The following is a 23,466-nucleotide window of genomic DNA, read 5'->3' as shown; positions in this document are numbered from 1 at the left end:
TAGCAGCTCATTATTCAATAGCAAAATCCATGAAACACCTCCCCAACGCCGACGGCGTGTGGCACTCCCTGCGGCTGGCCGATGGCGGCGAAGCCAACGCCCTGGCGGTGCAGCACGGCCAGATCGCCTGGATGGGCGATATCGCAGCTTTGCCCGCCGCGTTCGCCGCCCTGCCACGCGTTGATGCCCGCCATGCGCTGGCCACGCCGGGGCTGGTCGATTGCCACACCCACCTGGTCTACGGCGGCCAGCGGGCGAATGAATTTGCCATGCGGCTGGCCGGTGCCAGTTACGAAGAGGTGGCTAAAGCCGGTGGCGGTATCGTCTCGTCCGTCAGCGCCACCCGCGCGGCCAGCGAAGATGCGCTCTATGCCCAGGCCGCGCCACGCCTGCAGCAGTTGCTGGCCGACGGTGTCTGCGCCATCGAGATCAAATCCGGCTACGGCCTGGCACTGGAGCACGAGCGCAAGCAGCTGCGCGTGGCCCGCCGTCTGGGCGTGGATTTCGGCGTGACCGTGCGCACCACCTTCCTGGGCGCGCACGCCCTGCCGCCCGAGTACGCGGGGCGCAGGCAGGACTACATCGACCTGGTATGCAACGAGATGCTGCCCGCACTGCATGCCGAAGGGCTGGTAGACGCGGTGGACGTGTTCTGCGAGCGCATCGCGTTTTCGCTCGCCGAGACGGAGCAGGTTTTCAAGGCTGCGCACGCATTGGGTTTGCCGGTGAAGCTGCATGCAGAACAGCTGTCGGACATGGGTGGCTCGGCATTGGCCGCCCGGTACGGCGCTTTATCAACCGACCACATCGAGCACTTGTCGCCAACCGGTATCGAGGCCATGCGCGCTTCTGGCACCGTGGCGGTGCTGCTACCCGGCGCGTACTACACGTTGCGCGATACCCACCTGCCGCCGATTGCCGCCCTGCGCGCCGCCGGTGTGCCCATGGCCGTGTCCACCGACCACAACCCCGGCACCTCGCCCACGCTGAGTCTGCTGTTGATGGCCAACATGGCCTGCACCATGTTCCGCCTGACCGTGCCCGAGGCGCTGGCAGGCATCACCAGCCACGCCGCCCGCGCGCTGGGTCTGCAAGACACGCACGGTGTGCTGGCAGTGGGGCGGCCTGCCAACTTCATCCTGTGGGACTTGAGCGAACCAGCGGAACTGGTCTATTGGCTCGCCCACCAAACCCCGCGCACCATCGTTCGCCAAGGGCGGGTGGCCATTGACGCCCTCGGGCTGTTGCAGCCATGACGGTGGTAGCCAATAGGGGTCAGATCCCCATTGCGGGCCAAATTTTTGCCGGGCGAGAGGGGTGCTTCTCGCATTGGGGCTCTGACCCCTATTGGTGGGTTGGCGTTAACGGCGATCCCTGGCCGGGCTGTGCCCCCGGCAGGGCAGTAACTTTTCTTTGCTTGGCCAAAGAAAAGTCACCAAAAGAAAGGCCACCCCCACTACCTGCGCCCTCCGCTGTCGCTGCGGGAACCTGCGGTGCGCGCTTTGGGCGGGGTCTGGCTAAACTCGCCTGCGGCTCAAACAACGCCAGCCCTTTTCCGCCCAAAGCTGTGCTCCTCGGCGCATCTAGAGGGGGACCCCGGGGATCGGGATCGGGGGCGCCACGCGCCCCATCGCGCCTAGGGCGCGGAAATGGGCCGTTACCCCCAGCCGCGATCCCCACACCCCGGCCGACAATCTCCATCAACAAGCCGCGCCGATGAACACCCTCCACGCCCAAGATGCCCTCCTCCCCACCGGTTGGGCAAACAACGTCCTCCTCGAATGGAACGCCAACGGTGAACTCACCGCAGTCACCCCCCACACCGCCCCCGGCAACACCCCCCAGGCCGCAGGGCCCGTCACCCCGGGCCTCCCCAACCTGCACTCCCACGCCTTCCAGCGCGCCATGGCCGGACTCACAGAATTCCGGGGGGAAGCACAAGACAGCTTCTGGAGCTGGCGCAGCCTGATGTACCAGTTTGCGGCCCGCCTCTCCCCCGAACAAGTCGAGGCCATCGCCACCTGGCTGTACATCGAAATGCTGGAAGCGGGCTACACGTCGGTCTGCGAGTTCCACTACCTGCACCACAGCGCCGACGGCACCCCCTACGCCAACGATGCGGAGCTGTCCAAAGCGCTGTTGCGCGCGGCGCACACCGCCGGCATCGCCATCACCCTGCTGCCCGTGCTGTACCAAACCAGCGGCTTCGGTGGCATCCCGCCCAACGCGGGCCAGGCGCGGTTTATCCGTAGCACCGACTCCATGCTGCGCCTGCTACAGACCCTGAAACCGCTGTGCGACGCGCAAGATGCACGCCTGGGCCTGGCCCCGCATTCGCTGCGCGCCGTGCCGCCCGACAGCCTGCGCGAGGCAGTCGCCGGGCTGCACGCCATGGACGCGTCCGCCCCGGTGCACATCCACATCGCCGAGCAGACCGCCGAGGTGGATGCCTGCCTGGGCTGGAGCGGCCAGCGCCCGGTGGCATGGCTACTGGACCACGCGCCGGTCGATGCCCGCTGGTGCCTCATCCACGCCACCCACATGAGCGACACCGAATACCAGCGCGCGGCGGCCAGCGGTGCCGTGGCCGGCATCTGCCCCAGCACCGAGGCCAACCTGGGCGACGGCCTGTTCGACATGCCACGCTGGCGGGCGGCAGGCGGAGCCTGGGGCATCGGCTCCGACAGCCACGCCTGCGTCAACGCCGCCGAAGAGCTGATGCTGCTCGAATACGGCCAGCGCCTGCAGTTCCGCCAGCGCAACGTGCTGGCCAGCGCAACCCAGGCCCAGGTCGCCACCGCTACCCTGCTGCAAGCCGTAGCCGGAGGCGCACAGGCATCGGGCCGCGCCGCACAAGGTGTGGAAAGTGGATTGGCGGCAGGCCAGCGCGCCGACTTCTGCGTGCTGGACGCGCAGCACCTCGCCCTGGCAGGCCTGAACGCACCCGAGATGCTCTCGGCCCACGTCTTCGCCAGCCACCGCACTTCTGCGCTGACCAGCGTGTGGGTCGGCGGCCAGCAGCGCACCCGGCAAGGCCGCCATCCATTGCACGACGCAGCCGCAGTAGCATTCGTCCAAGCCCGCAGCCAACTCACCCAGGTCTGAACATGCAAGCTTTCAAATTCATCCAAGGCAGCCAGCCGCTGCTGGTCTCCATGCCCCACGTGGGCACCTACCTGCCGCCTGCGCTGGTCGACCGCCTAACCGACACCGCCCGGCAGGTGCACGACACCGACTGGCACCTGGAGCGCCTGTACGGCTTTGCGCAGGAGATCGGCGCGTCGGTGCTCATCGCCACGCATTCCCGCTACGTGATCGACCTGAACCGCGACCCCAGCGGGGCCAGCCTGTACCCCGGCAAGAATGTCACCGGCCTGTGCCCGGTGGACGACTTCAACAACCAGCCGCTGTACCAAGACCCCGCCGATGTGCCTAACGATGTCGAAATCGCCCTGCGCCGAGACACGCTGTGGCAGCCCTACCACCAGCGACTCCATGCCGAGCTGGCCCGCATCCAGGCCGTCCACGGCAAAGCCGTGCTGTGGGACGCACACTCCATCCGCTCGGTGGTGCCGCGCTTCTTCGAGGGCAAGCTGCCGGATTTGAATTTAGGCAGCGGCAACGGCAGCAGCTGCGACCCCGTGCTATCCGCTAGCCTTCTCGCCATCGCCCAAAACGCCCCCGGCTACACCGCCGTTCTGAATGGCCGCTTCCAAGGCGGCTACATCACCCGCCACTACGGCCAACCCGCGCACCACATCCACGCCATCCAGCTGGAAATGACGCAAAGCAGTTACATGCAAGAAGCCATGCCCTTCGACTACCTGCCCGAGGTAGCGGCGGGCATCCAACCGCATTTGCGGCGGATGGTGGAGGCGGCTTTGGAGTTTGCGCAGCAGCCCCTTTAAATTTAAAGAAAAGAAGGCTTTGACGCAGGCGGAACAAGCACGAAACGCTACTTAAAAAACAGCACCCATCACTCCCTCGTTGCTGCCACCAAGGGCATCCGCCTGATGTAGTGCAAGACCGCCATCGGTGTCCGTCAAAGTAGCACTGCGCCTGCCGATAACGCCGTGGCAAGCGCAGGGCCAGATTGAGACGGAAATAGGCGCGGCCAGGGCCAACGGAGGCAAATGTCTGGTTAGGGCCCACTGCCACCGGTAATTGGTGCCCGAAAGCAGACATCGAATTTTGACAAACTGAACGACCAGTATTAGGGGGTGCCGAGAACGGCTGTGCGTCCGAAGCGGCAGTTAACCCTTTTCTGAAGCAGTTGGTCGAGAGATGACGACCACGCTAGCGATATACCGATTACAGGCCGCACACAGAAATCGACCTATTGCAACTCAATCTCCGCCTTTTGCGAGATTGCAGGCAGGGCATGCAACTTGACCGTTTGCCACGGTCGTTGCGCCACCTTTTGACCATGCAATTCGGTGGTCGCAGTGCCAGTTGTCCCATTCAACCCGAATACCTTCACACTTGAGTTTGACTTGGCACACCTGATTGTCTCGGCGGAAAACAGCAAGCTTCTGAATATGAGTGAAACCCCGCTGGTTGTCTTTGAGCGAAAGGTCCGGAAATTTACTAAGCAAGTGACGAAGCATGAAGTCCATACGAAATCTGATGGACTCCTGTGCGTCAGTACTATGACTGATACGCTCCTTGTAGGTCACCCATTCAGTATCTGCGTGCTCTTCGTCGAGCTCTTCCTGTGAGCGGCGCCTCGCTTCAAATTCAAGAAACCATCCCCGCAACTCAGGTTTTATGCTAGCTATGGCATACATCCGCTGTAGCTCTGCGAATACACAGTACAACGCGATCGCGTTATAACGCTCCAACTCTGGCGTCTTATCAAAAAATACCTCTTCGAGCAAACCGAGCGTTCGACGCACCGCTTTCGCCACCGGGCCGTTTACATCGAAGTCTTGGTGTAGTTCGTATATGCGATTGAGGTCAGCGTTTTTCACGTTGACCGGGCCTGCGGCAAGCTCGAGGCATACCATCTGCGCCGCAACTTGGTCATGTGTGAACCTGGTGTTTGAGAAGCCGACACGGTTGAAGAAATCATGCTGAGTCAATGATCGTACGAACTGGCGCATGGCTCCAGGCATTGCGTTTCTTTTTTCCTGTGCCTTCAGCGAAGTGCCGTTCTGCAGACGCAGGAACATCTCTCGCACCTCGTCCTCATCAGTGTCTTCAAGTATCACCACGTCGAGCGCGTAAGTATCGAATCGCACGCGCAGGTCATCTGGAAGAGTCTCATAGGTGCACCCAGCGGTGACCAGTCCGTCAACCACCTCAGCATCCTTTGGGAGTTTGAAGTCCCCGTCTACAAATCCCCATATCGCCCGCAAGCGCTGCTGCCCATCTACGACGTCATACCTATCTGGCGTGGTGCCTAGCTTCCGCCAGTACATCTTCGGCACGTCGTACTCGCGCAGAATCGTGTCAACGAGAAGCTGCTTCTGCGAAGTAGACCAAACCGCGGGTCGTTGGAAATCAGGATTCGTGTCGATGCGCTTTCGGATTCCATTAACGTGCGACACGGTGCCAATGGGCCAAGGCTTCTTGTTTGTTTTCATGTTGACCTCGCTATTGTTTCTTGACTCACCACTGTAACGGCGCAGGTCAGAGATTTCGACCCTCGCCACTCAGAAACCTAGAGAGGCACGATGAACTTCCGCTTCTGGCCCGAAGCTGCTCTCTCCAACCACACACCAAAGCAACGCCAAACTTTGACAGTAAACCCAGCAAAGTCTCCAATCCCGCTGCCCAATCACCCTCCATCACTTCTGCTGCCAGACATCACCCGCATCCAGCGCCGCCGGACGCACCAGCCGAGCCCGCGCATCCGCATCGCCCAGCAAATTCGCCCGCCACCAGTTGGAGGTTATCTGCGCCAGCAGCGCATGGTGGCGCTCTTCCTGGACGCGGGTGGCTTCGTTGCGGCGGGCTTGCATGAAGGGGCGCTGGATAGCGCCAGCGCCGCCGCCCAGGGTCATATGGTCGGCATCCTGCAGCACCAGCAGGGCTTTGCCGCCGGGCGGCAAGGCGGCAAACACCGCACAGCGACGCTCGGGCGTCGCACCCGTGCCGACTACGTCGCCGTCGCGCGTGCCGGTGACCACCAGCACCGGGCGGGTCACGCGGGCAAAGGCCTGGGTGGCGTCACCGGCCACCGGCAAGGCAGGCGACAAAGCGATGAACGCGCCCAGCCGGGGCTCGTCCATGCTCGCGAAACCGGGGTAGCTTTGGCCCGCCATGCCGAGTGTGGTGTGGGCCCCAAAAGAATGGCCGCCCAGGCTCACCGCATCGGGCCGGACGCGGGCCCAACCGGGCTGGCCGGTGCGCTGGCGGAGGGCGATTTCGTCCAGCGCAAACACCACGTCTTGCAGGCGCTGGCGCAGTTACTCGCCACTGCCCAGGCTACGCAGCGCGGCCCGGTTCAGGCCTGCGGCGCGGGCCGCATCGGTATCGCTGCCGGGGTGCTGCAAGTGGACCACCAAGAAGCCCGCATCCGCCCAGGCCTGGCCCCAGACCGCCCCGCCATCGCGCGAACCACCCAGGCCGTGCGAGTACAGCAGCACCTGTAGCACAGCGCCAGGCTTGTCGGGCCAGCGTATCTTGACCGGTAACGGGCGCTAGCGGGTGGTATCCAGCCAGGTTTCATCGGCCACGGCGGCAGCTTGCGCACGCAGGCAGAGTGGCGTGCACGCCGCCAGGGCTAGCAATAGGTTGCGGCGGGTCAAAGCATGTGGGTAACGCATCCGCAGAATTATGGGCACCGGCATTGCAAATGCCAAGCCAATACCCAGTTAGCCCTACAGCTGCATTTTTATGGACACCCCTACCGCCACCTTCCTCGCCCTCCTGCTCCTCGCAGCCATTTGCCTCCTGGGCTGGCTAGCCCCCAAATGGTGGGTGGCGCGGCGCAGGCGCAGGGTGCGGCAACAGCCCTTCCCGGCGGCGTGGCGCAAGATTTTGCGCCGCCGGGTGCCGCTGGTGCGCCGCCTGCCGGTAGACCTTCAGTTGCAGTTGAAACAGCAAATGCAGGTGTTCATCGCCGAGAAGGCGTTTTTGGGCTGTGCGGGCTTGGTCATCACCGACGAGATGCGGGTGGTGATTGCCGCCCAGGCCTGCCTGCTGGTGCTGAACCGGCCCACTGGCCTGTACCCGCACCTGCGGCAAATTCTGGTCTACCCCGGCGCGTTTGCGGTGCAGCGCACGCACACCGATGGCGTGGTGCAGCGCGAAGAGCGGCAGGCGCTGCTGGGCGAGTCCTGGTCGCAAGGCCAGGTGATTTTGTCGTGGACCGACGCGCTGGAAGGTGCGACTACCCCGGACGATGGGCGCAATGTGGTGGTCCATGAATTTGCCCACCAGCTGGACCAAGAGAAAGGCCATGCCAACGGCGCACCGCACCGCAACCGCAACGCCAACCCGGCCCGCTGGTCGCAGGTGTTTCACGCAGCCTACGCCAAGCTGCGGCGCGAGGCCCATGTGGGCGAACCCGGCCTGCTGAACCACTACGGCGCGCAAGACCCGGCAGAGTTCTTCGCCGTGGTGTCCGAGGTGTTCTTTGAGCAGGCGGCGGAGCTGAAAGACTACGACGCGGCGCTGTACCAGGAGCTGAGCGGCTACTACCGGGTGGACCCGGCGGGGTGGTGATCAGCTCAAATTTTTAAACAAAATAGGCCGCTAGCGCAGATAGCACCTGCGCAACCAGCTACTTTTTCTGTAGCACCTAAAGGATTCAGGTAATCCGCGCAATCACCCCGCCCAGCACCTGCGCTGTACCGGCTGCGGCGGCCAGCGCGATGCGGCCACTGCGGTGGGCGGTGACCTGCATTTCCATCTTCATGGCTTCCATCACGGCGATCACGTCGCCTGCTTGCACCGCGTCGCCGTCGGCCACTTTCCAGGACAGCAGGTTCCCGGCGATGGGCGAAGCTACGGCGCTGGCATCCACCGCCGCGTCGGGTACTGCGGCTTGAGCAGATGTGCCCGACGCATTGGCCAAGCCCTGCAGCAGCACGGCGGGCAGGCCCAGCAGCACGCGGCGGCCATCGATTTCGATGGCGGTGCGCAGCAAGCTGCTGTCGGGCTGGGGTTCGGTGCGGGCCTGGGCCTGGATCGCTTCGGCCAGCGGCGCGGCAAAGTCCGACTCGATCCAACGGGTGTGCACCTTGAAGCCCTCGGCACCCAAAAAGTCCGGGTGCTTGATGACCGCGCGGTGGAACGGCAGCACCGAGGCCACGCCTTCGATCTGGAACTCGCGCAGCGCGCGGCGGGCGCGGGCCAGCGCCTGTTCACGCGTGGCACCGGTGACGATGAGCTTGGCCATCAGCGAGTCAAACGTGCCGGGCACCACCGAGCCAGATTGCACCCCCGTGTCCAGCCGCACGCCGGGGCCGGACGGCGGGTCAAAGCGCAGCACCGGGCCGGGCGTGGGCAAGAAGCCCCGGCCTACGTCCTCGGCGTTGATGCGGAATTCGATGGAGTGGCCCAGCGGCGCGGGCGTGTGGGTGATGGACAGCGGCAGGCCATCGGCCACGCGCAGTTGCTCCACCACCAGGTCCACGCCGGTGGTCTGCTCGGTCACCGTGTGCTCTACCTGCAGGCGGGTGTTGACCTCCAGGAACGAGATGGCACCGCTTTGGCTAAGCAAAAACTCCACCGTACCTGCGCTGGTGTAGCCCGCTGCGGCGCAGATGTCGCGCGCCGAAGTGTGGATGCGTTCGCGCTGTGCGTCGGTCAAAAACGGCGCGGGGGCCTCTTCCACCAGCTTCTGGTTGCGCCGCTGCAGCGAGCAGTCGCGCGTACCCAGCACCACCACGTTGCCGTGGGTGTCGGCCAGCACCTGGGCTTCGATGTGGCGCGGCTTGTCAAGAAACTGCTCGACAAAACATTCGCCCCGGCCAAAGGCGGTGACGGCCTCGCGCACCGCGGAATGGAACAGCTCTTCCACCTCATCCATGCGCCAGGCGATCTTCATGCCCCGGCCACCGCCGCCAAACGCCGCCTTGATGATGATGGGCAGGCCGTTTTGCTCGGCGAAGGCCAGCACTTCACTGGCGTTCTGCACCGGGTCGGGCGTGCCGACCACCAGCGGCGCGCCGACTTTGAGGGCGATCTTGCGTGCCTGCACCTTGTCGCCCAGCTGGGCGATGGTGCTGGGCGAGGGGCCGACCCAGGCCAGGCCCGCGTCGATCACCGCCTGGGCAAAGGCCTGGTTCTCGGACAAAAAGCCGTAGCCGGGGTGCACTGCGTCGGCACCGCTTTTGCGGGCTACGTCCAGCAGCTTGGCGATGTTCAGGTAGGTGTCGGCTGGGCGGTCGCCGTCCAGGCCGTAGGCTTCGTCGGCCATGCGAGCATGCAGCGCGTCGATGTCGGCATTGGCGTAAACGGCGACAGACTGCACGCCGTAGTCGGCACAGGCGCGGGCGATGCGGACGGCGATTTCGCCACGGTTGGCGATAAGGACTTTTTTCATGGGATTCTTTCAAACGCTGGGCGAAAGCTCTGCAAAGGGGCGAATGGGGTTGAAGCGCAGCCAGGCCCCCACGGGGATTTGCCCCGCGCGGTCCAGGTGGTAGGGCGCCACGGCGGCGATCACCGGGTAGCCGCCGGTCAAAGGGTGGTCGGCCAGAAACAGCACGGGCTGGCCGCTGGGCGGCACCTGCAAGGCCCCTAGCGCCGTGCCCTCGCTGGGCAGCTCGCCAGGGATGGCGCGGTCCAGCGGAATGTCGCCCGCCAAACGCAGGCCGACGCGATTCGACTGGGCAGTAACCTGCCAGCGCTGGGTCGCCAAACGTTCTACCGCTTCGGCGCTGAACCAGTCGGTGCGCGGGCCCATCACCACGTCCAGCACCACGTCCTGCGCCAGCGTGGGTAAGTCGTCGGGCGGTAATTGGGTGGCGGCGACCACCACACTGGCCGGGGCCGGGTGCACGCCCAGTACATCGGCTGCGGCCAGCGGCGGTGGGCCGACCTGGGCCAAGCTGTCGGTGGCGCAACTGCCCATCACCTGCGGCTCGGCAAAACCGCCACGCACCGCCAGGTAGCAGCGCGTGCCCGCGTCCGGCTGGCCCACGGCCAGGGTGTCACCATCGGCCAGCGCCACCGCCTGGTAGCGCGGCACGGTCCAGCGGCGGCCAGCGGCGGTGGTGAGGGTCAGCGGCGCATCGGCACCGGTGACGGCCACTACGTTGTCGCCCAGGCTGTGGATTTGCAGGCCACCGCCCACGGTTTCCAGCGCCGCCGCGTTGCTGGCATTGCCCACCAGGCGGTTGGCGGCTTTGAGCGCGGTAGCGTCCATGGCCCCCGAGGCCGACACGCCCTGCCCCGCCTGGCCGTGGCGGCCCAGGTCCTGGAACAGGGTTTGCAGCCCGGTGCCGCGCACCTGCAAGGCAGACTGGCCCGGTGCTAGGGCTTCGCGGGTGCGTGCAACTTTTGAGTCTTTTTGGCCTGCTGCGCAGGCAGCACCTGCGCTAGCAGCTATGTTTTGCGTAGCAATATCGATGAAACGCACCCGGTAGCCGGGTTGCAGCAACGCGGGCTGGGCGCGGGCCAAATCCCACATGGCCAGCGGTGTCACGCCGATGATCTGCCAACCGCCAGGGCTGGCCTGCGGGTACACACCGCTAAAAGCGCCCGCCAGGCCCACGGCCCCGGCGGGGATGCGGGTGCGCGGGGTGCTGCGCCGGGGCACGTTCAGGCTGGGGTGGCCGCCGCTCAAATAGGCAAAACCGGGTGCGAAGCCGGTGAAGGCGACGGTGTAGTCGCTGCCGGTATGGCGGCGCACCACTTCCTCGGGAGTGATGCCAAGAATTTGCGCCACTTCGGCCAAATCCTCGCCGTCATATTGCACCGGGATTTCGACCAGGGTGCTGCTGCGCTCGGCGCGCTGCGAGATGTCACGGCCCGCAATATTGCGCACCAGGGCAGCGGCGCTGGTGGCAGCGGGGCGAAAGCGCACAAAGATGGTTTGCGCGGCGGGCACCAGCTCTTGCACACCGGGCAGCGGGTCGCGCTGCAGCGAGGCCAGCAGGGCCAGGGTTTGGTCCAGATCGGCCAGCTCTACCAGCAGGACATCCAGGTTGACGGGTAAAAAACGCATGCCGATCTACCCGGCAAAAGCCGTGATGGCGATGCCGTCCTGCGCAAAGCGGGTGCGCAGTTGGCGGGCGATAGCCACCGCGCCGGGGCTGTCGCCGTGCACGCAGATGGAGTCGGCATCAATCCGCACCAGGCTGCCGTCGATGGCTTCGACCACGCCCTCTTGCACCAGGCGCACCATGCGTTGGGCGATCAGCTCGGGGTCGTGCAGCACGGCGCCTTTTTCGCGGCGCGACACCAGCGCGCCGGTGGGGGTGTAGGCACGGTCGGCAAAGGCTTCAGACACCACGCGCAGGCCCGCGTCGCGCGCCCACTGCACCAGGGGCGCACCGGCCAGCGCCACCAGCACCAGACGGGGGTCGATGACCAAGATGGCGTTGATCACGTCCTGGGCCTGGCGTGCGTCGTGGGCGATGGTGTTGTACAGCGCGCCGTGCGGTTTGACGTAACGCACGGTGGTGCCCGCCGCTGCGGCCAGACCTTGCAGCGCGCCGATCTGGTAAATCACATCGGCCACCAGGTCGGCGCTGGCCACATCCATGTTGCGGCGACCAAAGCCCGCCAGGTCCGGGTAGGCCACGTGGGCGCCCACCACCACGCCGCGCGCGGCGGCAGCCTTGAGCGTGGCCAAAATGCCCGCCGGGTCGCCTGCGTGGAAGCCGCAGGCCACGTTGGCGCTGCTGACAATGTCGAGCATGGCGGCATCGTCGCCCATGCGCCATGCGCCCAGGCTCTCGCCCAGGTCGCTGTTCAGGTCAATTTTCACCATGGTGTTCTCGCTATCCAATAATTCAATGCAGTTGTCCGCCGGTCTCAAGAATGTCTTCATGCACCTCCAGCGCAGTCTGGATGGCCGTCTGGATGCCTCTGACCTGGGTTTCCAGCGCCATGCTGGGCATGCCGGGGTGCAAGGCTGCCAGTGCGGGCAAGGCGGGCACATGGATGAAGCCGCCGCGCACCTTGCCCCCGGCCCGCGCCAGGCGGTGCATCAGCGCGTAGAAGATGTGGTTGCAAACAAAGGTGCCCGCTGTGTTGGACACCGCCGCCGGGATGCCATCGGCCCGCATGGCGCGCACCATGGCCTTGATGGGCAGGGTAGAAAAGTAGGCCGCCGGGCCGCCCTGCTCCACCGCCGTGTCTACCGGCTGGTGGCCCGCGTTGTCGGGAATGCGCGCATCGTCCACGTTGATGGCCACGCGCTCGGGTGTCAGCGCGGCGCGGCCACCGGCCAGGCCCAGGCAGACCACCAGCGCCGGTTGCCATTGCTGCAAGGCCTGGTCCAGGCGCACGATGGCTTCACCGAACACGCAGGGCAGTTGCACGGCGCACACCGTAGCCCCCATGTGCTGCCAGCCGTCCAGCGCCCGCGCCACCTCCCACGAGGGGTTCAACGGGTCTTGCTCGAAGGGCTCAAAGCCGGTGAGCAGCACGTTCAGGGCGGGAGGGGTTGGCTTCATCATCGGAACATCAGGAAGTTGAGCAAAAACACGTTCGCTACCAGCAGCGTCAGGGCCGTGGGCACCTGGGCGCGGATGACGGCATTTTTGTCCGGCAGCTCCAGCAGCGCAGCGGGCACGATGTTGAAGTTGGCCGCCATGGGTGTCAGCAAAGTGCCGCAGTAGCCCGACATCATGCCAATGGCCGCCATCACCGCCGGGTCGCCGTGGTACACGCCCACCAGCACTGGCACACCCACGCCACCGGTCATCACCGGGAAGGCGGCAAAGCCGTTGCCCATGATGACGGTGAACAGCGCCATGCCAACCACGTAGACCGCCACCGCCACAAAACGGATGTCCATGTTGATGTAGGTGGTGGTCACATAGGCCACGGCCTTGCCCACACCGGCATCGGAAAACACCAGGCCCAGCATGCCCAGCATTTGCGGCAGCACCAAGGCCCAGCCCAGCGCATCGGTCAGGCGGCGCGACTCGCGCAGGCCCTGGGCTGGCGTTTCGCGGGTCAGCCAGCAGGCCAGCGCCAGCGATACCACACAGCCCACGCCCAGGCTAACCAGGGTGGTGTTCTTCGGATCCAACAGCGGCACACCGCCCAGCGACAAATGCGTGGCCGACAGCGTGCCCACCATGGTCACCAGCGGAATCGCCAGCGCCGGGACAAACAGCTTGTTACCCAGGCGCTTGGCACTGGCCAGGTAGTCGGCCGGGCTGCGCGCCGGGTGCTTGCCTGCGCCCACGCCGCCCACACCGGCAATCAGCGCCATCGCCACCGCGCCTAGGCCCACCCACAGCGGCGGCAGCAGTTCACCCACTAAAAAGACCAGGGCATACAGGCCCCAGAACAGGCCGCTGGTGAGGCGCTTGGGGTTGCTGGCGTCGGTCAAGGTGGCCAGCGCGGTCAGCGCCAGCACGGCACCCACCAGGTAGTACAGGAATTGGATAGAAATGACCATGTTCATGCTCCCTTGGTGGCGGTGGCGACTTGGGCGCTCAGGGGGACGATGCCCTCGGCCTGCAGCTCACGGGCCAGCACGCCGTCCAGCCGGTACAGCCGCCAGGCGTGGATCACAAAGGCGCAGGTGGCAGTGGGGATGCCCCAGAACGCGATGTGCAGCGGCTCCACTTCAATACCCGCCTCGTGTAGAAAGGTGCTCATCAGCACGATCGCGCCAAAGGCCACGAAGATGTCTTCGCCAAAGAACAGGCCGACGTTGTCGGTGGCCGCCGAAAAAGCGCGCAGCTTGTGGCGAATGCGCTCGGGCAGCGGGCCGTAGCGGGCTTCGGTTGCGCCTTCGGCCATGGGGGCCAGCAGCGGCCGCACCATCTGCGGATGCCCGCCCAGGCTGGTCAGGCCGATGGCGGCAGTGAGCTGGCGGGCGGCCAGGTAGACGATCAGCAGGCGGCCTGCGGTGGCTGACTTGATGCCGCTGATCCAGTTCTGCGCATGCTGGCGCAGGCCATGGCGCTCCAGCAGGCCGATCACCGCCAGCGGCAGCAGGATGATCAGCGGCAGATTGCGCGTCTTGATGAAGCCCGTGCCGATTGCCGCCAGTATCTTTTCCAGCGGAAAGCCCGCCGCAAAGGCGGTGCCGATGGCGGTAACGATCACCACCAGCATCGGGTTAAACCGCAGCACAAAGCCCGCGATGATGATGGCCACCCCGATCAGGGGCCACAGGTTGACAGCACTTTGCATACGCATCCTTGGTTAAGTACATCCACACACCCCATGCAACGCAACTTGCATGCCAATTAAATGAACAACTATTGCACTATTGTGTGGTGTTAAGTTATTAATTGTTCAACAATTTATTGATTGTGCCCAACAATAGTGCCAGCAGTACCCCAGAGAAACCCTCGCTTTGCACCACGGGATATGCCATGGGCGTGCGCATCGCCAGTACCATCGGTGCATGAAACCAGAACCCGCCAGCCCCCAGACCCTGAACGATCGCATGGCCGAGCTGATCCGCCAGAAGATCGTGCAGGGCGCGTTTACGCCCGGCCAGCGCCTGTCGGAAGCCGCTTTAAGCGAAAGCCTGGAGATATCGCGCAACACCTTGCGCGAGGTGTTCCGGCTGCTGACCAAGGAGGGGCTGCTCAAGCACGAGCCCAACCGGGGCGTGTTTGTGGCCATCCCCAGCATTGCGTCCATCATCGACATCTACCGCGTGCGCCGCTTGATCGAATGCCAGGCGCTGGGCCAGGCCTACCCACGCCACCCGGCCAAAAAGCACCTGCGCGAAGCCGTGGAAATGGCCCAGCGCCACCGCGATGCCGGTGACTGGCAAGGCGTGGGCACCGCCAACATGGAATTCCACATGGCCATCGTCGAGCTGGCCGACAGCGAACGCCTGAACGTGATGTTCTCGCACGTGCTGGCCGAGCTGCGCCTGGCCTTCGGCCTGCTCAACGACCCCGAGTTTCTGCACATGCCGTATGTGGAGATGAACCTGAACATCCTGCAGCTGTTTGAAGCGGGCAAGCTGCAGGAAGCGGCTGCCGCGCTGAACGACTACCTTGTGCATTCCGAGCGCATCGTGCTGGCGGTGTATGCGCGGCGGATTTCGGACGGGGGGATGGGGCGCTAGCTCGGCGGTGCAGCACGCCAGCTCACCCAAGCCTCCTGCATGCTGCAAGCGCTATAGCAGTACGGGTTCAAGCTGGTTTCAGTAATAAAGTTGGGCGTAGCTTCAGATCATTGGGGTGGGATCACCGACCCACGGCGTCCGCCTCTGCCTCCGGCCACAGCCGGGGGAACAAAAAGCGCAGCGCGTGCTGCGGTAGGCCAAAGCGCACCTTGCCTTGCGGTGAGTCGGATTTGAGCAGCCCACGCTTGACCAACGCCCCCAGCGCATCGGTGGCGGCCCGGTCGCTTATCCCCAGCATGGCTTTGAAGTCGCCACGTGCCATCTCTCCGCCACTTAAAAACAAATAGTGCAGCCCGCGCAATGACTCTTGCCGCACACCAGACTTTTCGACCGTGGCCTCAAACACCAGGCAGGCCTCGATACGCGCCTTCAGGGTTTCAAAGTCCAGCATGCCCGCCATAAAGCCCACCTGGTCTTGGCAAATCTCCAACACGTAGTCCGCCCAGGCGATCAGCGCTTGCTCGCTCAGATTGCCCCGGCCGTCCAGGTCGCCACGGCGCAGGCTGTCGGCATCGGCCAGCAGGGCGTAATAACGTTCGGTGCTGCGGGCAAAGCCCCGCAACGGCGACCACAGCCCGCCAGTGTAGCCCAAGGCACTTAGCAATGTATGCGTATGCAGCCGCATCACCCGGCCATTGCCGTCCACAAACGGGTGCACCCAGCCCAGGCGCTGGTGCGCGCAGGCCATGGCCACCAAAGCCGCCTCGCCCCGGCGCACGCTGCCGTAATAGCCCGCCCAGCGGTTCAAAAACTGGGGCACGCAGGCAAAACTCGGTGCCACGTGCTGGCCCACCTGCACCTCGCGCTGGCGCAATGCGCCCGGCACGATGGGCTCGTGCTCAGCCGTCAGCAAGTCTGCTGCCGGCAAGCGGCCAAACAGCTCGCAGTGCAGGGCCTGCACTGCATCTGCCGTATACAAGGCACGCGCGCCCTCCAGCCCGGTGTAGCGCTGCTCCAGCACCTGCTCGGCCTCTATGTGGGCCACGGCCAGGCGCTGCTTGGCCGCCAGTGCGGCATCTTGCGAGAAGTCTTTGCGCAGGGCTTGGTCGATCTCATGCGGACGGGTGTGCTGGCCCTCGATGCGGTTGGTGTAGTACGAATTCATGCTGCGCAGCAGACTGCGCAGCTCAGGCGGCACCCGCGTGCCTGCCAGCAGCGTGGCAGCACGGGACAGATCGTGCGTCGTGGCCAGCAGTGGCTCCATGCGTGCGTCTGACGGCAGCAGGGGCTCAAACTGGTGGGACTCTGTGTACATACACCTATTTTGCCAACTTATTAAGTTCTGTAAACCATTGATTTTTTTAAATTAAATGGTTTATCGCCAAGATTTTTGCCAACTATTTTGCCAAGTACGGCTAACACAGCTACAAGCACATACCCGGCATGCCAGCTACCCGTCGGACTACCCGAAAATTTATACAAAAATAGACTTGCAGCGCAGATAAGACGTGCGCAAGCAGCTATCAAAAAAATAGTAATTTACGCACGCTGCTCCCGCATCCCCAGCGCCAAGACTTCGTCTATGCGATTTTAGGCATTAGAAAGCCGCGCAGCCCTTTCAGTGCCTGCGCAGCTAGCTCCCATTTAAATAGCACCCCTCACTTCCCCGCCACCGCCTCCCCGGTCCAGCCTCCACCCAGCACCTTGTACAGCGTGACCTCGTTGGCCAGGCGGGATAGCTGCGTGCCGATCAGGCCCTGCTGGGCGGTGTACAGGCTGCGCTGGGTCACCATCACGTCGAGGTAGCTGTCCACGCCGCGCTGGAAGCGGGCATCCGAGAGCTTGAAACTGTCTGCCGTGGCATCCACCAGGGCCTGCTGGGCGCTGAGCTGGTCGCCCAGGTTGCTGCGCTGGGCCAGCGCGTCGGCGACTTCGCGGAAGGCGGTCTGGATGGTTTTTTCGTACTGGGCGACGTTGATGTCGCGGGTGATGGTGGCGACGTCCAGATTCGCCTGGTTGGCACCGCCGTCGAACAACGGCAACGTGATTTGCGGCACAAAGCTCCAGGCCCCCGAACCGGCTTTGAACAGGCCCGACAAATCGTTGCTGCTGCTGCCCGCCGACGCGGTGAGGCTGATGCGTGGGTAAAAAGCCGCGCGGGCCGCGCCGATGTTGAAGCTGGCGGCTTGCAGGGTGTGCTCGGCCTGCAGGATGTCGGGGCGGCGCTGCAGCAGATCGGACGGCAAACCCGCAGGCAAATCGGGCAGCGCGCTGACGCGGGTGGCCAGGCCGGTAGGGGTCAACTCCGCAGGCACGGCGGTGCCCAGCAACAGGGCCAGGGCGTTCTGGTCCAGCGCCACCTGGGCGGTGTAGCTGGCCACATCCACGCGGGCGGATTCCACACTGGTTTGCTGCTGGCGCAGGGTCAGAGCCGAGTCGGTGCCCAGTTCAAACCGGCGCTGGGTGAGGCCATAGGTGTCGCTCTGGCTTTGCAGGGTTTGGCGGGCCAGGGCCAGCCGGTCCAGGTCGGCAGACCAGGTGAGGTAGGCGCTGGCGACTTCGGCCACCAGGCTGATCTGCGTGCTGCGGCGGGCCTCGGCGGTGGCCAGGTACGACTCTAGCGCCTGGGAATTCAGGCTGCGCACGCGGCCAAACAGGTCCAGCTCGTAGGCGCTGGTGCCGATGTTGGCGCTGTACTGGTGGCCTACCACGGCCTGGCCGGTGGAGGACAGGCTGGCCGGGGTGCGGCTGGCGCTGCCACTGCCGTTGGCGTTCAGCGTGGGCCAGGTGCTGGCATCCTGCACCCGGTACTGGGCACGGGCCTGGGCGATGTTCAGCACGGCCACGCGCAGGTCGCGGTTGTTGGCCAGGGCCAGGTCGATCAGGCTGCGCAGCTTGGCATCGGCGAAGAAGTCACGCCAGTCAATGTCGGCGGCGGCTTGGCCGGTTGCCGAGGCGGTGGGGAAGACGGCAGGCACGGGGGCTGCCGGGCGTTCGTAATGCGGCGCCAGGCTGCTACAGCCCGCCAAAACCACGGCGAGCGCGAGGCTAGTCAGTTTAAAAAATGGCATTTCAGTGGCCTTCCAACAAAACAGGGGTGGCGGCGGGCTTGCGCTTGAACAAGCGCATCACCACCACATAAAACAGCGGCACAAAGAAGATGGCCAGCACCGTGCCCGACAACATGCCGCCGACCACCGCCGTGCCCAGCGCGTTCTGCGCGCCCGCCCCGGCACCGGAGCTGAGCATCAGCGGCAGCACGCCCAGCACAAAGGCCAGCGAAGTCATCAAAATCGGGCGCAGGCGCATCCGGGCGGCGGTGAGCGCGGCCTGCACCTCGTCCATGCCCTCAGCCACCAAGTCCTTGGCAAACTCCACAATCAGAATCGCGTTCTTCGAGGCCAGGCCCACGGTGGTGAGCAGCCCGACCTGGAAGTACACGTCGTTCATCTTGAAGGTCAGCATGGCGGCCAGCAGGGTGCCCAGCACGCCCAGGGGCACCACCAAAATCACCGACAGCGGAATCGCCCAGCTCTCGTACAGCGCCGCCAGACACAAGAACACCACCAAGATGGACACGGCGTACAGCACACTGCTTTGGCCGCTGGAGGCGCGCTCTTGCTTCGACAAGCCGGTCCACTCGTAACCAATGCCCGCGGGCAATTCGGCGGCGTGTTTCTCGACCAAATCCATGGCCTGGCCGCTGGACAGCACGCCGGGCAGACCCTGCCCCAAAATTTCCACCGACGGCACGCTGTTGTAGCGCTCCAGACGGGGCGAACCCGAGGTCCAGCTGGCGGTAGAGAAGGCGCTGAACGGCACCATGGTTCCGCTGCTGTTGCGCACGTACCAGCGGTCGATGTCGCCGGGCAGCATGCGGAACTGCGCATCGGCCTGCAAGAAGACCTTTTTCACCCGGCCCTGGTCGATGAAGTCGTTCACGTAGCTGCTACCCCAGGCGGCAGAAAAGGTGGCGTTGATATCGGCCATGCTCAGGCCCAGGGCACCGGCTTTTTGCGCGTCGATTTCCAGCTTGAACTGGGCCGTGTCTTCCAGCCCGTTGGGGCGCACGCCGACCAGGCCTTTTTCTTGGGCCAACGCGCCCAGCAACTGGTTGCGCGCCTGCATCAGGGCGGCATGGCCCACGTTGCCTCGGTCTTGCAGCATCAAATCAAAGCCGGTGGCATTGCCCAGCTCGGACACGGCGGGCGGCACTACCGCAAACACCGAGCCGTCACGGATGCTGGCAAACGCCGCCTGGGCTTTGGCCGCCACGGCGCTGACCTTCAGGCCGGGGGCCGTGCGTTCGTCCCAAGACTTGAGCTTGACGAAGGCCAGGCCCGCGTTCTGCCCGCTACCGGCAAAGCTGAAGCCCGCCACCGAGAAGATCGACTCCACCGCGTCCTTCTGGTCTTCCATAAAGTGCTTTTCGACCGTGTCGATGACCTTCAGCGTGCGCTCTTGCGTGGCACCGGGCGGCAGCTGGATCAAGGTAAACAGAGTGCCCTGGTCTTCGTCGGGCAAGAAACTGGCCGGGATTTTGGTGAAGCTGAAGCCCACAAAAGCCACCAGCACCGCATAGCCCGCCATGTAGAGCCAGCCACGGCCCAGCATGTGGCGTACCACGCCCTGGTGGCGCTGGCTGCTGCGGTCAAACACACGGTTGAACCAGCCAAAGAAGCCGGTGTTGGTCAGCGCATGGCCCTTGGCCACGGGCTTGAGCAAGGTGGCGCACAGGGCAGGTGTCAAAATCATCGCCACCAGCACCGACAGCGTCATGGCCGCCACGATGGTGACCGTGAACTGGCGGTAGATCACGCCGGTAGAGCCGCCAAAAAACGCCATCGGCACAAACACCGCCGCCAACACCAGGGCCACACCCACCAGCGCACCGGTGATTTGGCCCATGGATTTGCGCGTGGCTTCCAGCGGCGTGGATCCGTCTTCGGTCATCACGCGCTCCACGTTTTCCACCACCACAATCGCATCGTCCACCAGCAAACCGATGGCCAGCACCATGGCCAGCATGGTCAGGGTGTTGATCGAATAGCCAAACGCCGACAGCACGCCAAAGGTGCCCAGCAACACCACCGGCACGGCAATCGTGGGGATCAGCGTGGCGCGGAAGTTCTGCAAAAACAAGTACATCACAAAGAACACCAGCACCACAGCCTCGATCAGCGTCTTGACCACTTCCTCAATAGAGATGCGCACAAACGGCGTGGTGTCGTAGGGCTTGTAGGCCTTCATACCGGCAGGGTAGAACTTGCTTAGCTCGGCCAGTTTGGCATCCACGCCGCGCACTGTGTCGAGCGCGTTCGCGCCGGTGGCCAGCTTGATGGCCAGGCCGGTGGCGGGCTTGCCGTTGAAGTGGGCCACGCTGCCGTAGTTCTCGCTGCCCAGCTCAATGCGGGCCACGTCGCGCAGGCGCACGCTGGAGCCGTCGGTCTGGGTGCGCAAAATGATGTTTTCAAATTCGGCGGCGGTCTGCAGGCGCGTTTGTGAGGTGATGGTGGCGTTGAGCTGCTGCCCCGCCGCCGACGGCAGGCCGCCGAGCTGGCCCGCCGAGACCTGGGCGTTTTGCGCGCTGATGGCGGTGCTCACATCGGCCGGCGTGAGCTTGAAGTTGTTTAGCTTGCTCGGGTCCAGCCAGACGCGCATGGCGTACTGCGCACCAAACAGCGTGGTGTCGCCTACGCCCTCTACGCGGCTGATCTGGTCTTGCACGTTGGCGGCCACATAGTCGGCCAAGTCCGCGCCGTTGAGCCGGCCGTCTTCGGACACAAAGGCGATCACGCTCAAGAAGCTGCTGGCCGATTTGGTGACCTGCACGCCCTGCTGCTGCACCTCTTGCGGCAACAGCGGCGTGGCCAGGGCCAGCTTGTTTTGCACTTGCACCTGGGCGGTGTCGGGGTTGGTGCCGTTCACAAAGGTCAAAGTAATGCTGACGCTGCCCGACGCATCGCTGGTAGACGCGATGTAGTCCAGGCCGTCCAGGCCCTTCATTTTTTGCTCAATGATCTGGGTGACGGTGTCCTCCAGCGTTTTGGCAGATGCGCCAGGATAGCTGGCGCTGATGCCCACAGAAGGCGGTGCGATGGTGGGGTACTGCGCGATGGGCAGGCTGGTGATCGACAAGATACCGGCCAGCATCACGATGATGGCCAGTACCCAGGCGAAGATCGGGCGGTCGATGAAAAAACGGGCCATGAAAATTCTCCGGGATGCGTGGATTAGTTCGTGGCCACTGCCGCGCTGGCAGCGCTGGCGGGCTTGGCGGGCTCGGCTACGGCCATGGGTTTGGCATCGACTGCCGCACCAGGCTTGGCCTTTTGCTGGCCTTCGACCACCAGCTTGTCACCCGCCTGCAGGCCGCTGGTCACCAGCCACTGGTCGCCGATGGCGCGGTCGGTGACCAGCGTGCGCTGCTCCAGCTTGCCGTCGGCCGCCACTACAAACGCCACCGGCTTGCCGGTGCTGTCGCGGCTCACGGCGGGTTGGGGCACCAGCAGCGCCTGCTCGGCCACGGCCTGGGCCAGTACCGCGCGTACATACATGCCGGGCAGCAGCTCGGCGTGCGGGTTGGGGAACTCGGCGCGCAGCGTCACCGCACCGGTGGTTTGGTCCACCGTCACGTCGGTGAATTTGAGCTTGCCGTCCAGCGGGTAGGTGCTGCCGTCTTCCAGCCGCAGCGTGACCTTGGCCGTGCCGCTGCCCAGCGTGCCCTGGGCCTGCGCCCGGCGCAAAACCAGCAGGGCGCTGCTGGACTGGGTGATGTCCACATACATGGGGTTGAGCTTTTGCACCGTGGCCAGCGCCGCGGTTTGGTTAGCAGTGACCAGCGCCCCCACCGTGACCGACGACCTGCCGATGCGCCCGCCGATGGGCGCGACGATGCGGGTGTAGTCCAGGTTGATCTTGGCGGTTTGCAGCGCCGCCTTGGCCGAAGCCACATCGGCCTCGCCCTGCAGCTCGGTAGCCGCGGCGTTGTCGGCCTCTTGCTGGCTCACGGCCTTGATGGCCACCAGCTCTTTGTAGCGGCTGGCCTGCAGCTTAGTGGACACCAGCGTGGCCTGTGCCTTGGCCAGCGCGGCCTGCGCGCTGTCAACGGTGGCACGGTAGCTGGCCGGGTCTACCTGGTACAGCAGCTCACCGGCCTTGACTTCGCTGCCTTCGACAAACTTGCGCGTTTGCACCAGGCCGGTGATCTGGGGCCGCACATCGGCCACTTCCACCGGCGAGGTACGCCCGGGCAACTCGCTGGTCAGCGCCACGCGCTGGGGTTGCACCACGATGTAGCGGACCTGCGGTGCCGCCGGGGCCGCAGCCGCCGACGGGCCTTGTGCCGCCTGGCCGCACGCGGCCAGGGCCAACACCGTAGCCACCGCCGAAACGGCGATCCAGGCCCCCGTGGGCCGGTGCGAAAAATAAGAGATGTGCATGGAAAACTCCTGGGTGGGCAGCCCATCTACCGAAGGGTTGCGAAAGATCAAAGTCTGTCTAATAACTGTACTGTACGGTTTATTTTAGATTTGACATTTAGCCCCTGTCAAGCAAAAATGAACACATGAGTACACTTAAAAGAAAAATCCCATGAAAGTCCGCACCGATGCCAAGCGCGATGCGATCCTGAAAATTGCTTCTGAGGTGTTTTTGGAAATGGGCTACGAGCGCGCCTCCATGGCGGCCATTTCGGCCCGCGTGGGCGGCTCCAAGGCCACGCTGTACGGCTACTTTCCCTCCAAGGAAGCCATCTTTCTGACGCTGGCCCGACAGTTCGGGGCCGAGCACATCGACCCCGCGCTAGAGGAGCTGACCACCTCCAAGGACGACGATCTACCCAATTTGCTACAGCGCTTTGGCGAGCGCCTGCTGGTGTTTCTGGCATCGCCCACGGCCATGTCCGCTTACCGCCTGGTGTTGGCCGAAGCCGGGCATTCCGAGGTGGGGCGTTTGTTTTTTGAGGCAGGCCAGCAACAGGGCGAGCAGGCCATGGCAGCGTATATGCAGTCAGTGATGGACCGGGGCCTGCTGCGCCAGGCCGACCCGCTGGTGGCCGCTCGGCACTTTGGCGCGCTGGTGCACTCCGAAATCGACCACCGCTACTTTTACCGCGAGAACCCCCCACTCACGCCAGACCAGGTGCGAGACACGGTAGCCCGCGCGGTGCAAGTTTTCATGGGCGGCTATGGGCCAGGATAAGGGTGCACGCTGAATTTTTATATCTTTTAGGCCGTCAGCGCTTACAGAACCTGCGGCAGAAGCTATCTAAAGAATAGCACTGCAGAGCCCGC

20 protein-coding genes are annotated in these 23,466 nt (G+C 64.5%); 6 read left to right on the top strand and 14 right to left on the bottom strand.

What is annotated here, in order from left to right:
- Nucleotides 1-29 precede the first annotated feature (29 nt).
- The 3 genes from hutI to hutG all read left to right on the top strand — a co-directional run bounded on the left by hutI (nucleotide 30) and on the right by hutG (nucleotide 3,908).
- Nucleotides 30-1,256: an imidazolonepropionase gene (hutI, locus tag ABI213_RS19860; protein WP_348006243.1), complete on the top strand. Its 1,227-nt coding sequence runs from the start codon at nucleotides 30-32 to the stop codon at nucleotides 1,254-1,256.
- A 460-nt stretch (nucleotides 1,257-1,716) separates the two neighbouring features.
- The gene (locus tag ABI213_RS19855) at nucleotides 1,717-3,105 is read left to right on the top strand and encodes a formimidoylglutamate deiminase (protein WP_348006242.1); all 1,389 of its coding nucleotides are present in this window, start codon (nucleotides 1,717-1,719) and stop codon (nucleotides 3,103-3,105) included.
- A gap of 2 nt (nucleotides 3,106-3,107) precedes the next feature.
- Complete coding sequence (gene hutG / locus ABI213_RS19850; RefSeq protein WP_348006241.1) at nucleotides 3,108-3,908, top strand: N-formylglutamate deformylase; 801 nt, start codon at nucleotides 3,108-3,110, stop codon at nucleotides 3,906-3,908.
- Nucleotides 3,909-4,346: 438 nt separating this feature from the next.
- On the opposite strand, the gene ABI213_RS19845 is transcribed toward hutG, so the two are convergent.
- From ABI213_RS19845 to ABI213_RS19830, 4 genes are all read right to left on the bottom strand, one after another.
- Entirely contained in the window at nucleotides 4,347-5,585 is a 1,239-nt protein-coding gene (locus ABI213_RS19845; protein ID WP_348006240.1) for a DUF262 domain-containing protein, read from the bottom strand.
- 204 nt (nucleotides 5,586-5,789) lie between these two features.
- On the bottom strand, nucleotides 5,790-6,389 hold the full coding sequence (locus ABI213_RS19840) for a hypothetical protein (protein ID WP_348028372.1): 600 nt from the start codon (nucleotides 6,387-6,389) through the stop codon (nucleotides 5,790-5,792).
- A gap of 21 nt (nucleotides 6,390-6,410) precedes the next feature.
- On the bottom strand, nucleotides 6,411-6,599 hold the full coding sequence (locus ABI213_RS19835) for a hypothetical protein (protein WP_348006238.1): 189 nt from the start codon (nucleotides 6,597-6,599) through the stop codon (nucleotides 6,411-6,413).
- 45 nt (nucleotides 6,600-6,644) lie between these two features.
- On the bottom strand, nucleotides 6,645-6,770 hold the full coding sequence (locus ABI213_RS19830; protein ID WP_348014606.1) for a hypothetical protein: 126 nt from the start codon (nucleotides 6,768-6,770) through the stop codon (nucleotides 6,645-6,647).
- Nucleotides 6,771-6,840: 70 nt separating this feature from the next.
- On the opposite strand from ABI213_RS19830, the gene ABI213_RS19825 reads away from it, so the two are divergent.
- Nucleotides 6,841-7,671: a M90 family metallopeptidase gene (locus ABI213_RS19825; RefSeq protein WP_348006237.1), complete on the top strand. Its 831-nt coding sequence runs from the start codon at nucleotides 6,841-6,843 to the stop codon at nucleotides 7,669-7,671.
- Nucleotides 7,672-7,756: 85 nt separating this feature from the next.
- On the opposite strand, the gene ABI213_RS19820 is transcribed toward ABI213_RS19825, so the two are convergent.
- The 6 genes from ABI213_RS19820 to ABI213_RS19795 are packed head-to-tail and all read right to left on the bottom strand — an operon-like array spanning nucleotide 7,757 to nucleotide 14,277.
- Nucleotides 7,757-9,496 (bottom strand): biotin carboxylase N-terminal domain-containing protein, encoded by a 1,740-nt coding sequence (locus ABI213_RS19820; protein WP_348006236.1) that lies wholly within the window; start codon nucleotides 9,494-9,496, stop codon nucleotides 7,757-7,759.
- Nucleotides 9,497-9,505: 9 nt separating this feature from the next.
- Nucleotides 9,506-11,122 (bottom strand): 5-oxoprolinase subunit PxpB, encoded by a 1,617-nt coding sequence (pxpB, locus tag ABI213_RS19815; protein WP_348006235.1) that lies wholly within the window; start codon nucleotides 11,120-11,122, stop codon nucleotides 9,506-9,508.
- 6 nt (nucleotides 11,123-11,128) lie between these two features.
- Nucleotides 11,129-11,887 (bottom strand): 5-oxoprolinase subunit PxpA, encoded by a 759-nt coding sequence (locus ABI213_RS19810; RefSeq protein WP_348006248.1) that lies wholly within the window; start codon nucleotides 11,885-11,887, stop codon nucleotides 11,129-11,131.
- Nucleotides 11,888-11,912: 25 nt separating this feature from the next.
- Nucleotides 11,913-12,578 carry a pyroglutamyl-peptidase I gene (gene pcp / locus ABI213_RS19805; protein ID WP_348006234.1) on the bottom strand — a complete coding sequence of 222 codons (666 nt, stop codon included), beginning with the start codon at nucleotides 12,576-12,578 and terminating at the stop codon, nucleotides 11,913-11,915.
- Nucleotides 12,578-13,534: a DUF979 domain-containing protein gene (locus ABI213_RS19800; RefSeq protein ID WP_348006233.1), complete on the bottom strand. Its 957-nt coding sequence runs from the start codon at nucleotides 13,532-13,534 to the stop codon at nucleotides 12,578-12,580. The genes pcp and ABI213_RS19800 overlap by 1 nt, the downstream gene beginning before the upstream one ends.
- Nucleotides 13,535-13,536: 2 nt before the next feature.
- A complete protein-coding gene (locus ABI213_RS19795) occupies nucleotides 13,537-14,277 on the bottom strand; it encodes a DUF969 domain-containing protein (RefSeq protein WP_348006232.1) in 741 nt (246 codons plus the stop codon).
- A gap of 217 nt (nucleotides 14,278-14,494) precedes the next feature.
- Between ABI213_RS19795 and ABI213_RS19790 the strand changes: the two genes are divergently transcribed.
- Nucleotides 14,495-15,172: a GntR family transcriptional regulator gene (locus tag ABI213_RS19790; protein WP_348005105.1), complete on the top strand. Its 678-nt coding sequence runs from the start codon at nucleotides 14,495-14,497 to the stop codon at nucleotides 15,170-15,172.
- A gap of 121 nt (nucleotides 15,173-15,293) precedes the next feature.
- On the opposite strand, the gene ABI213_RS19785 is transcribed toward ABI213_RS19790, so the two are convergent.
- The 4 genes from ABI213_RS19785 to ABI213_RS19770 all read right to left on the bottom strand — a co-directional run bounded on the left by ABI213_RS19785 (nucleotide 15,294) and on the right by ABI213_RS19770 (nucleotide 22,614).
- Nucleotides 15,294-16,487, bottom strand: a complete 1,194-nt coding sequence (locus tag ABI213_RS19785; protein ID WP_348005104.1) for a Fic family protein — start codon at nucleotides 16,485-16,487, stop codon at nucleotides 15,294-15,296.
- Between the two features lie 343 nt (nucleotides 16,488-16,830).
- Nucleotides 16,831-18,243, bottom strand: coding sequence for an AdeC/AdeK/OprM family multidrug efflux complex outer membrane factor (gene adeC, locus ABI213_RS19780; RefSeq protein WP_348005103.1), 1,413 nt, complete (start codon nucleotides 18,241-18,243; stop codon nucleotides 16,831-16,833).
- Nucleotide 18,244: 1 nt separating this feature from the next.
- Complete coding sequence (locus ABI213_RS19775; RefSeq protein ID WP_348005102.1) at nucleotides 18,245-21,382, bottom strand: efflux RND transporter permease subunit; 3,138 nt, start codon at nucleotides 21,380-21,382, stop codon at nucleotides 18,245-18,247.
- 23 nt (nucleotides 21,383-21,405) lie between these two features.
- Complete coding sequence (locus ABI213_RS19770; RefSeq protein WP_348005101.1) at nucleotides 21,406-22,614, bottom strand: efflux RND transporter periplasmic adaptor subunit; 1,209 nt, start codon at nucleotides 22,612-22,614, stop codon at nucleotides 21,406-21,408.
- Between the two features lie 151 nt (nucleotides 22,615-22,765).
- On the opposite strand from ABI213_RS19770, the gene ABI213_RS19765 reads away from it, so the two are divergent.
- Entirely contained in the window at nucleotides 22,766-23,374 is a 609-nt protein-coding gene (locus ABI213_RS19765) for a TetR/AcrR family transcriptional regulator (RefSeq protein ID WP_348005100.1), read from the top strand.
- Nucleotides 23,375-23,466 lie beyond the last annotated feature (92 nt).

It is taken from the genome of Rhodoferax sp., from assembly GCF_039922535.1.
In the GTDB taxonomy this organism is placed as follows: Bacteria; Pseudomonadota; Gammaproteobacteria; order Burkholderiales; family Burkholderiaceae_C; genus Rhodoferax_B.
This window is presented reverse-complemented; position numbering and strand designations above follow the sequence as displayed.

Bases quoted from the DNA above. Each gene is read 5' to 3' on its own strand.
- hutI (WP_348006243.1), top strand. From the start codon at position 30: ATGAAACACCTCCCCAACGCCGACGGCGTGTGGCACTCCCTGCGGCTG.
- ABI213_RS19855 (WP_348006242.1), top strand. From the start codon at position 1,717: ATGAACACCCTCCACGCCCAAGATGCCCTCCTCCCCACCGGTTGGGCA.
- hutG (WP_348006241.1), top strand. From the start codon at position 3,108: ATGCAAGCTTTCAAATTCATCCAAGGCAGCCAGCCGCTGCTGGTCTCC.
- ABI213_RS19845 (WP_348006240.1), bottom strand. From the start codon at position 5,585: ATGAAAACAAACAAGAAGCCTTGGCCCATTGGCACCGTGTCGCACGTT.
- ABI213_RS19830 (WP_348014606.1), bottom strand. From the start codon at position 6,770: ATGCGTTACCCACATGCTTTGACCCGCCGCAACCTATTGCTAGCCCTG.
- ABI213_RS19825 (WP_348006237.1), top strand. From the start codon at position 6,841: ATGGACACCCCTACCGCCACCTTCCTCGCCCTCCTGCTCCTCGCAGCC.
- ABI213_RS19820 (WP_348006236.1), bottom strand. From the start codon at position 9,496: ATGAAAAAAGTCCTTATCGCCAACCGTGGCGAAATCGCCGTCCGCATC.
- pxpB (WP_348006235.1), bottom strand. From the start codon at position 11,122: ATGCGTTTTTTACCCGTCAACCTGGATGTCCTGCTGGTAGAGCTGGCC.
- pcp (WP_348006234.1), bottom strand. From the start codon at position 12,578: ATGAAGCCAACCCCTCCCGCCCTGAACGTGCTGCTCACCGGCTTTGAG.
- ABI213_RS19800 (WP_348006233.1), bottom strand. From the start codon at position 13,534: ATGGTCATTTCTATCCAATTCCTGTACTACCTGGTGGGTGCCGTGCTG.
- ABI213_RS19795 (WP_348006232.1), bottom strand. From the start codon at position 14,277: ATGCAAAGTGCTGTCAACCTGTGGCCCCTGATCGGGGTGGCCATCATC.
- ABI213_RS19790 (WP_348005105.1), top strand. From the start codon at position 14,495: ATGAAACCAGAACCCGCCAGCCCCCAGACCCTGAACGATCGCATGGCC.
- ABI213_RS19785 (WP_348005104.1), bottom strand. From the start codon at position 16,487: ATGTACACAGAGTCCCACCAGTTTGAGCCCCTGCTGCCGTCAGACGCA.
- adeC (WP_348005103.1), bottom strand. From the start codon at position 18,243: ATGCCATTTTTTAAACTGACTAGCCTCGCGCTCGCCGTGGTTTTGGCG.
- ABI213_RS19775 (WP_348005102.1), bottom strand. From the start codon at position 21,382: ATGGCCCGTTTTTTCATCGACCGCCCGATCTTCGCCTGGGTACTGGCC.
- ABI213_RS19770 (WP_348005101.1), bottom strand. From the start codon at position 22,614: ATGCACATCTCTTATTTTTCGCACCGGCCCACGGGGGCCTGGATCGCC.
- ABI213_RS19765 (WP_348005100.1), top strand. From the start codon at position 22,766: ATGAAAGTCCGCACCGATGCCAAGCGCGATGCGATCCTGAAAATTGCT.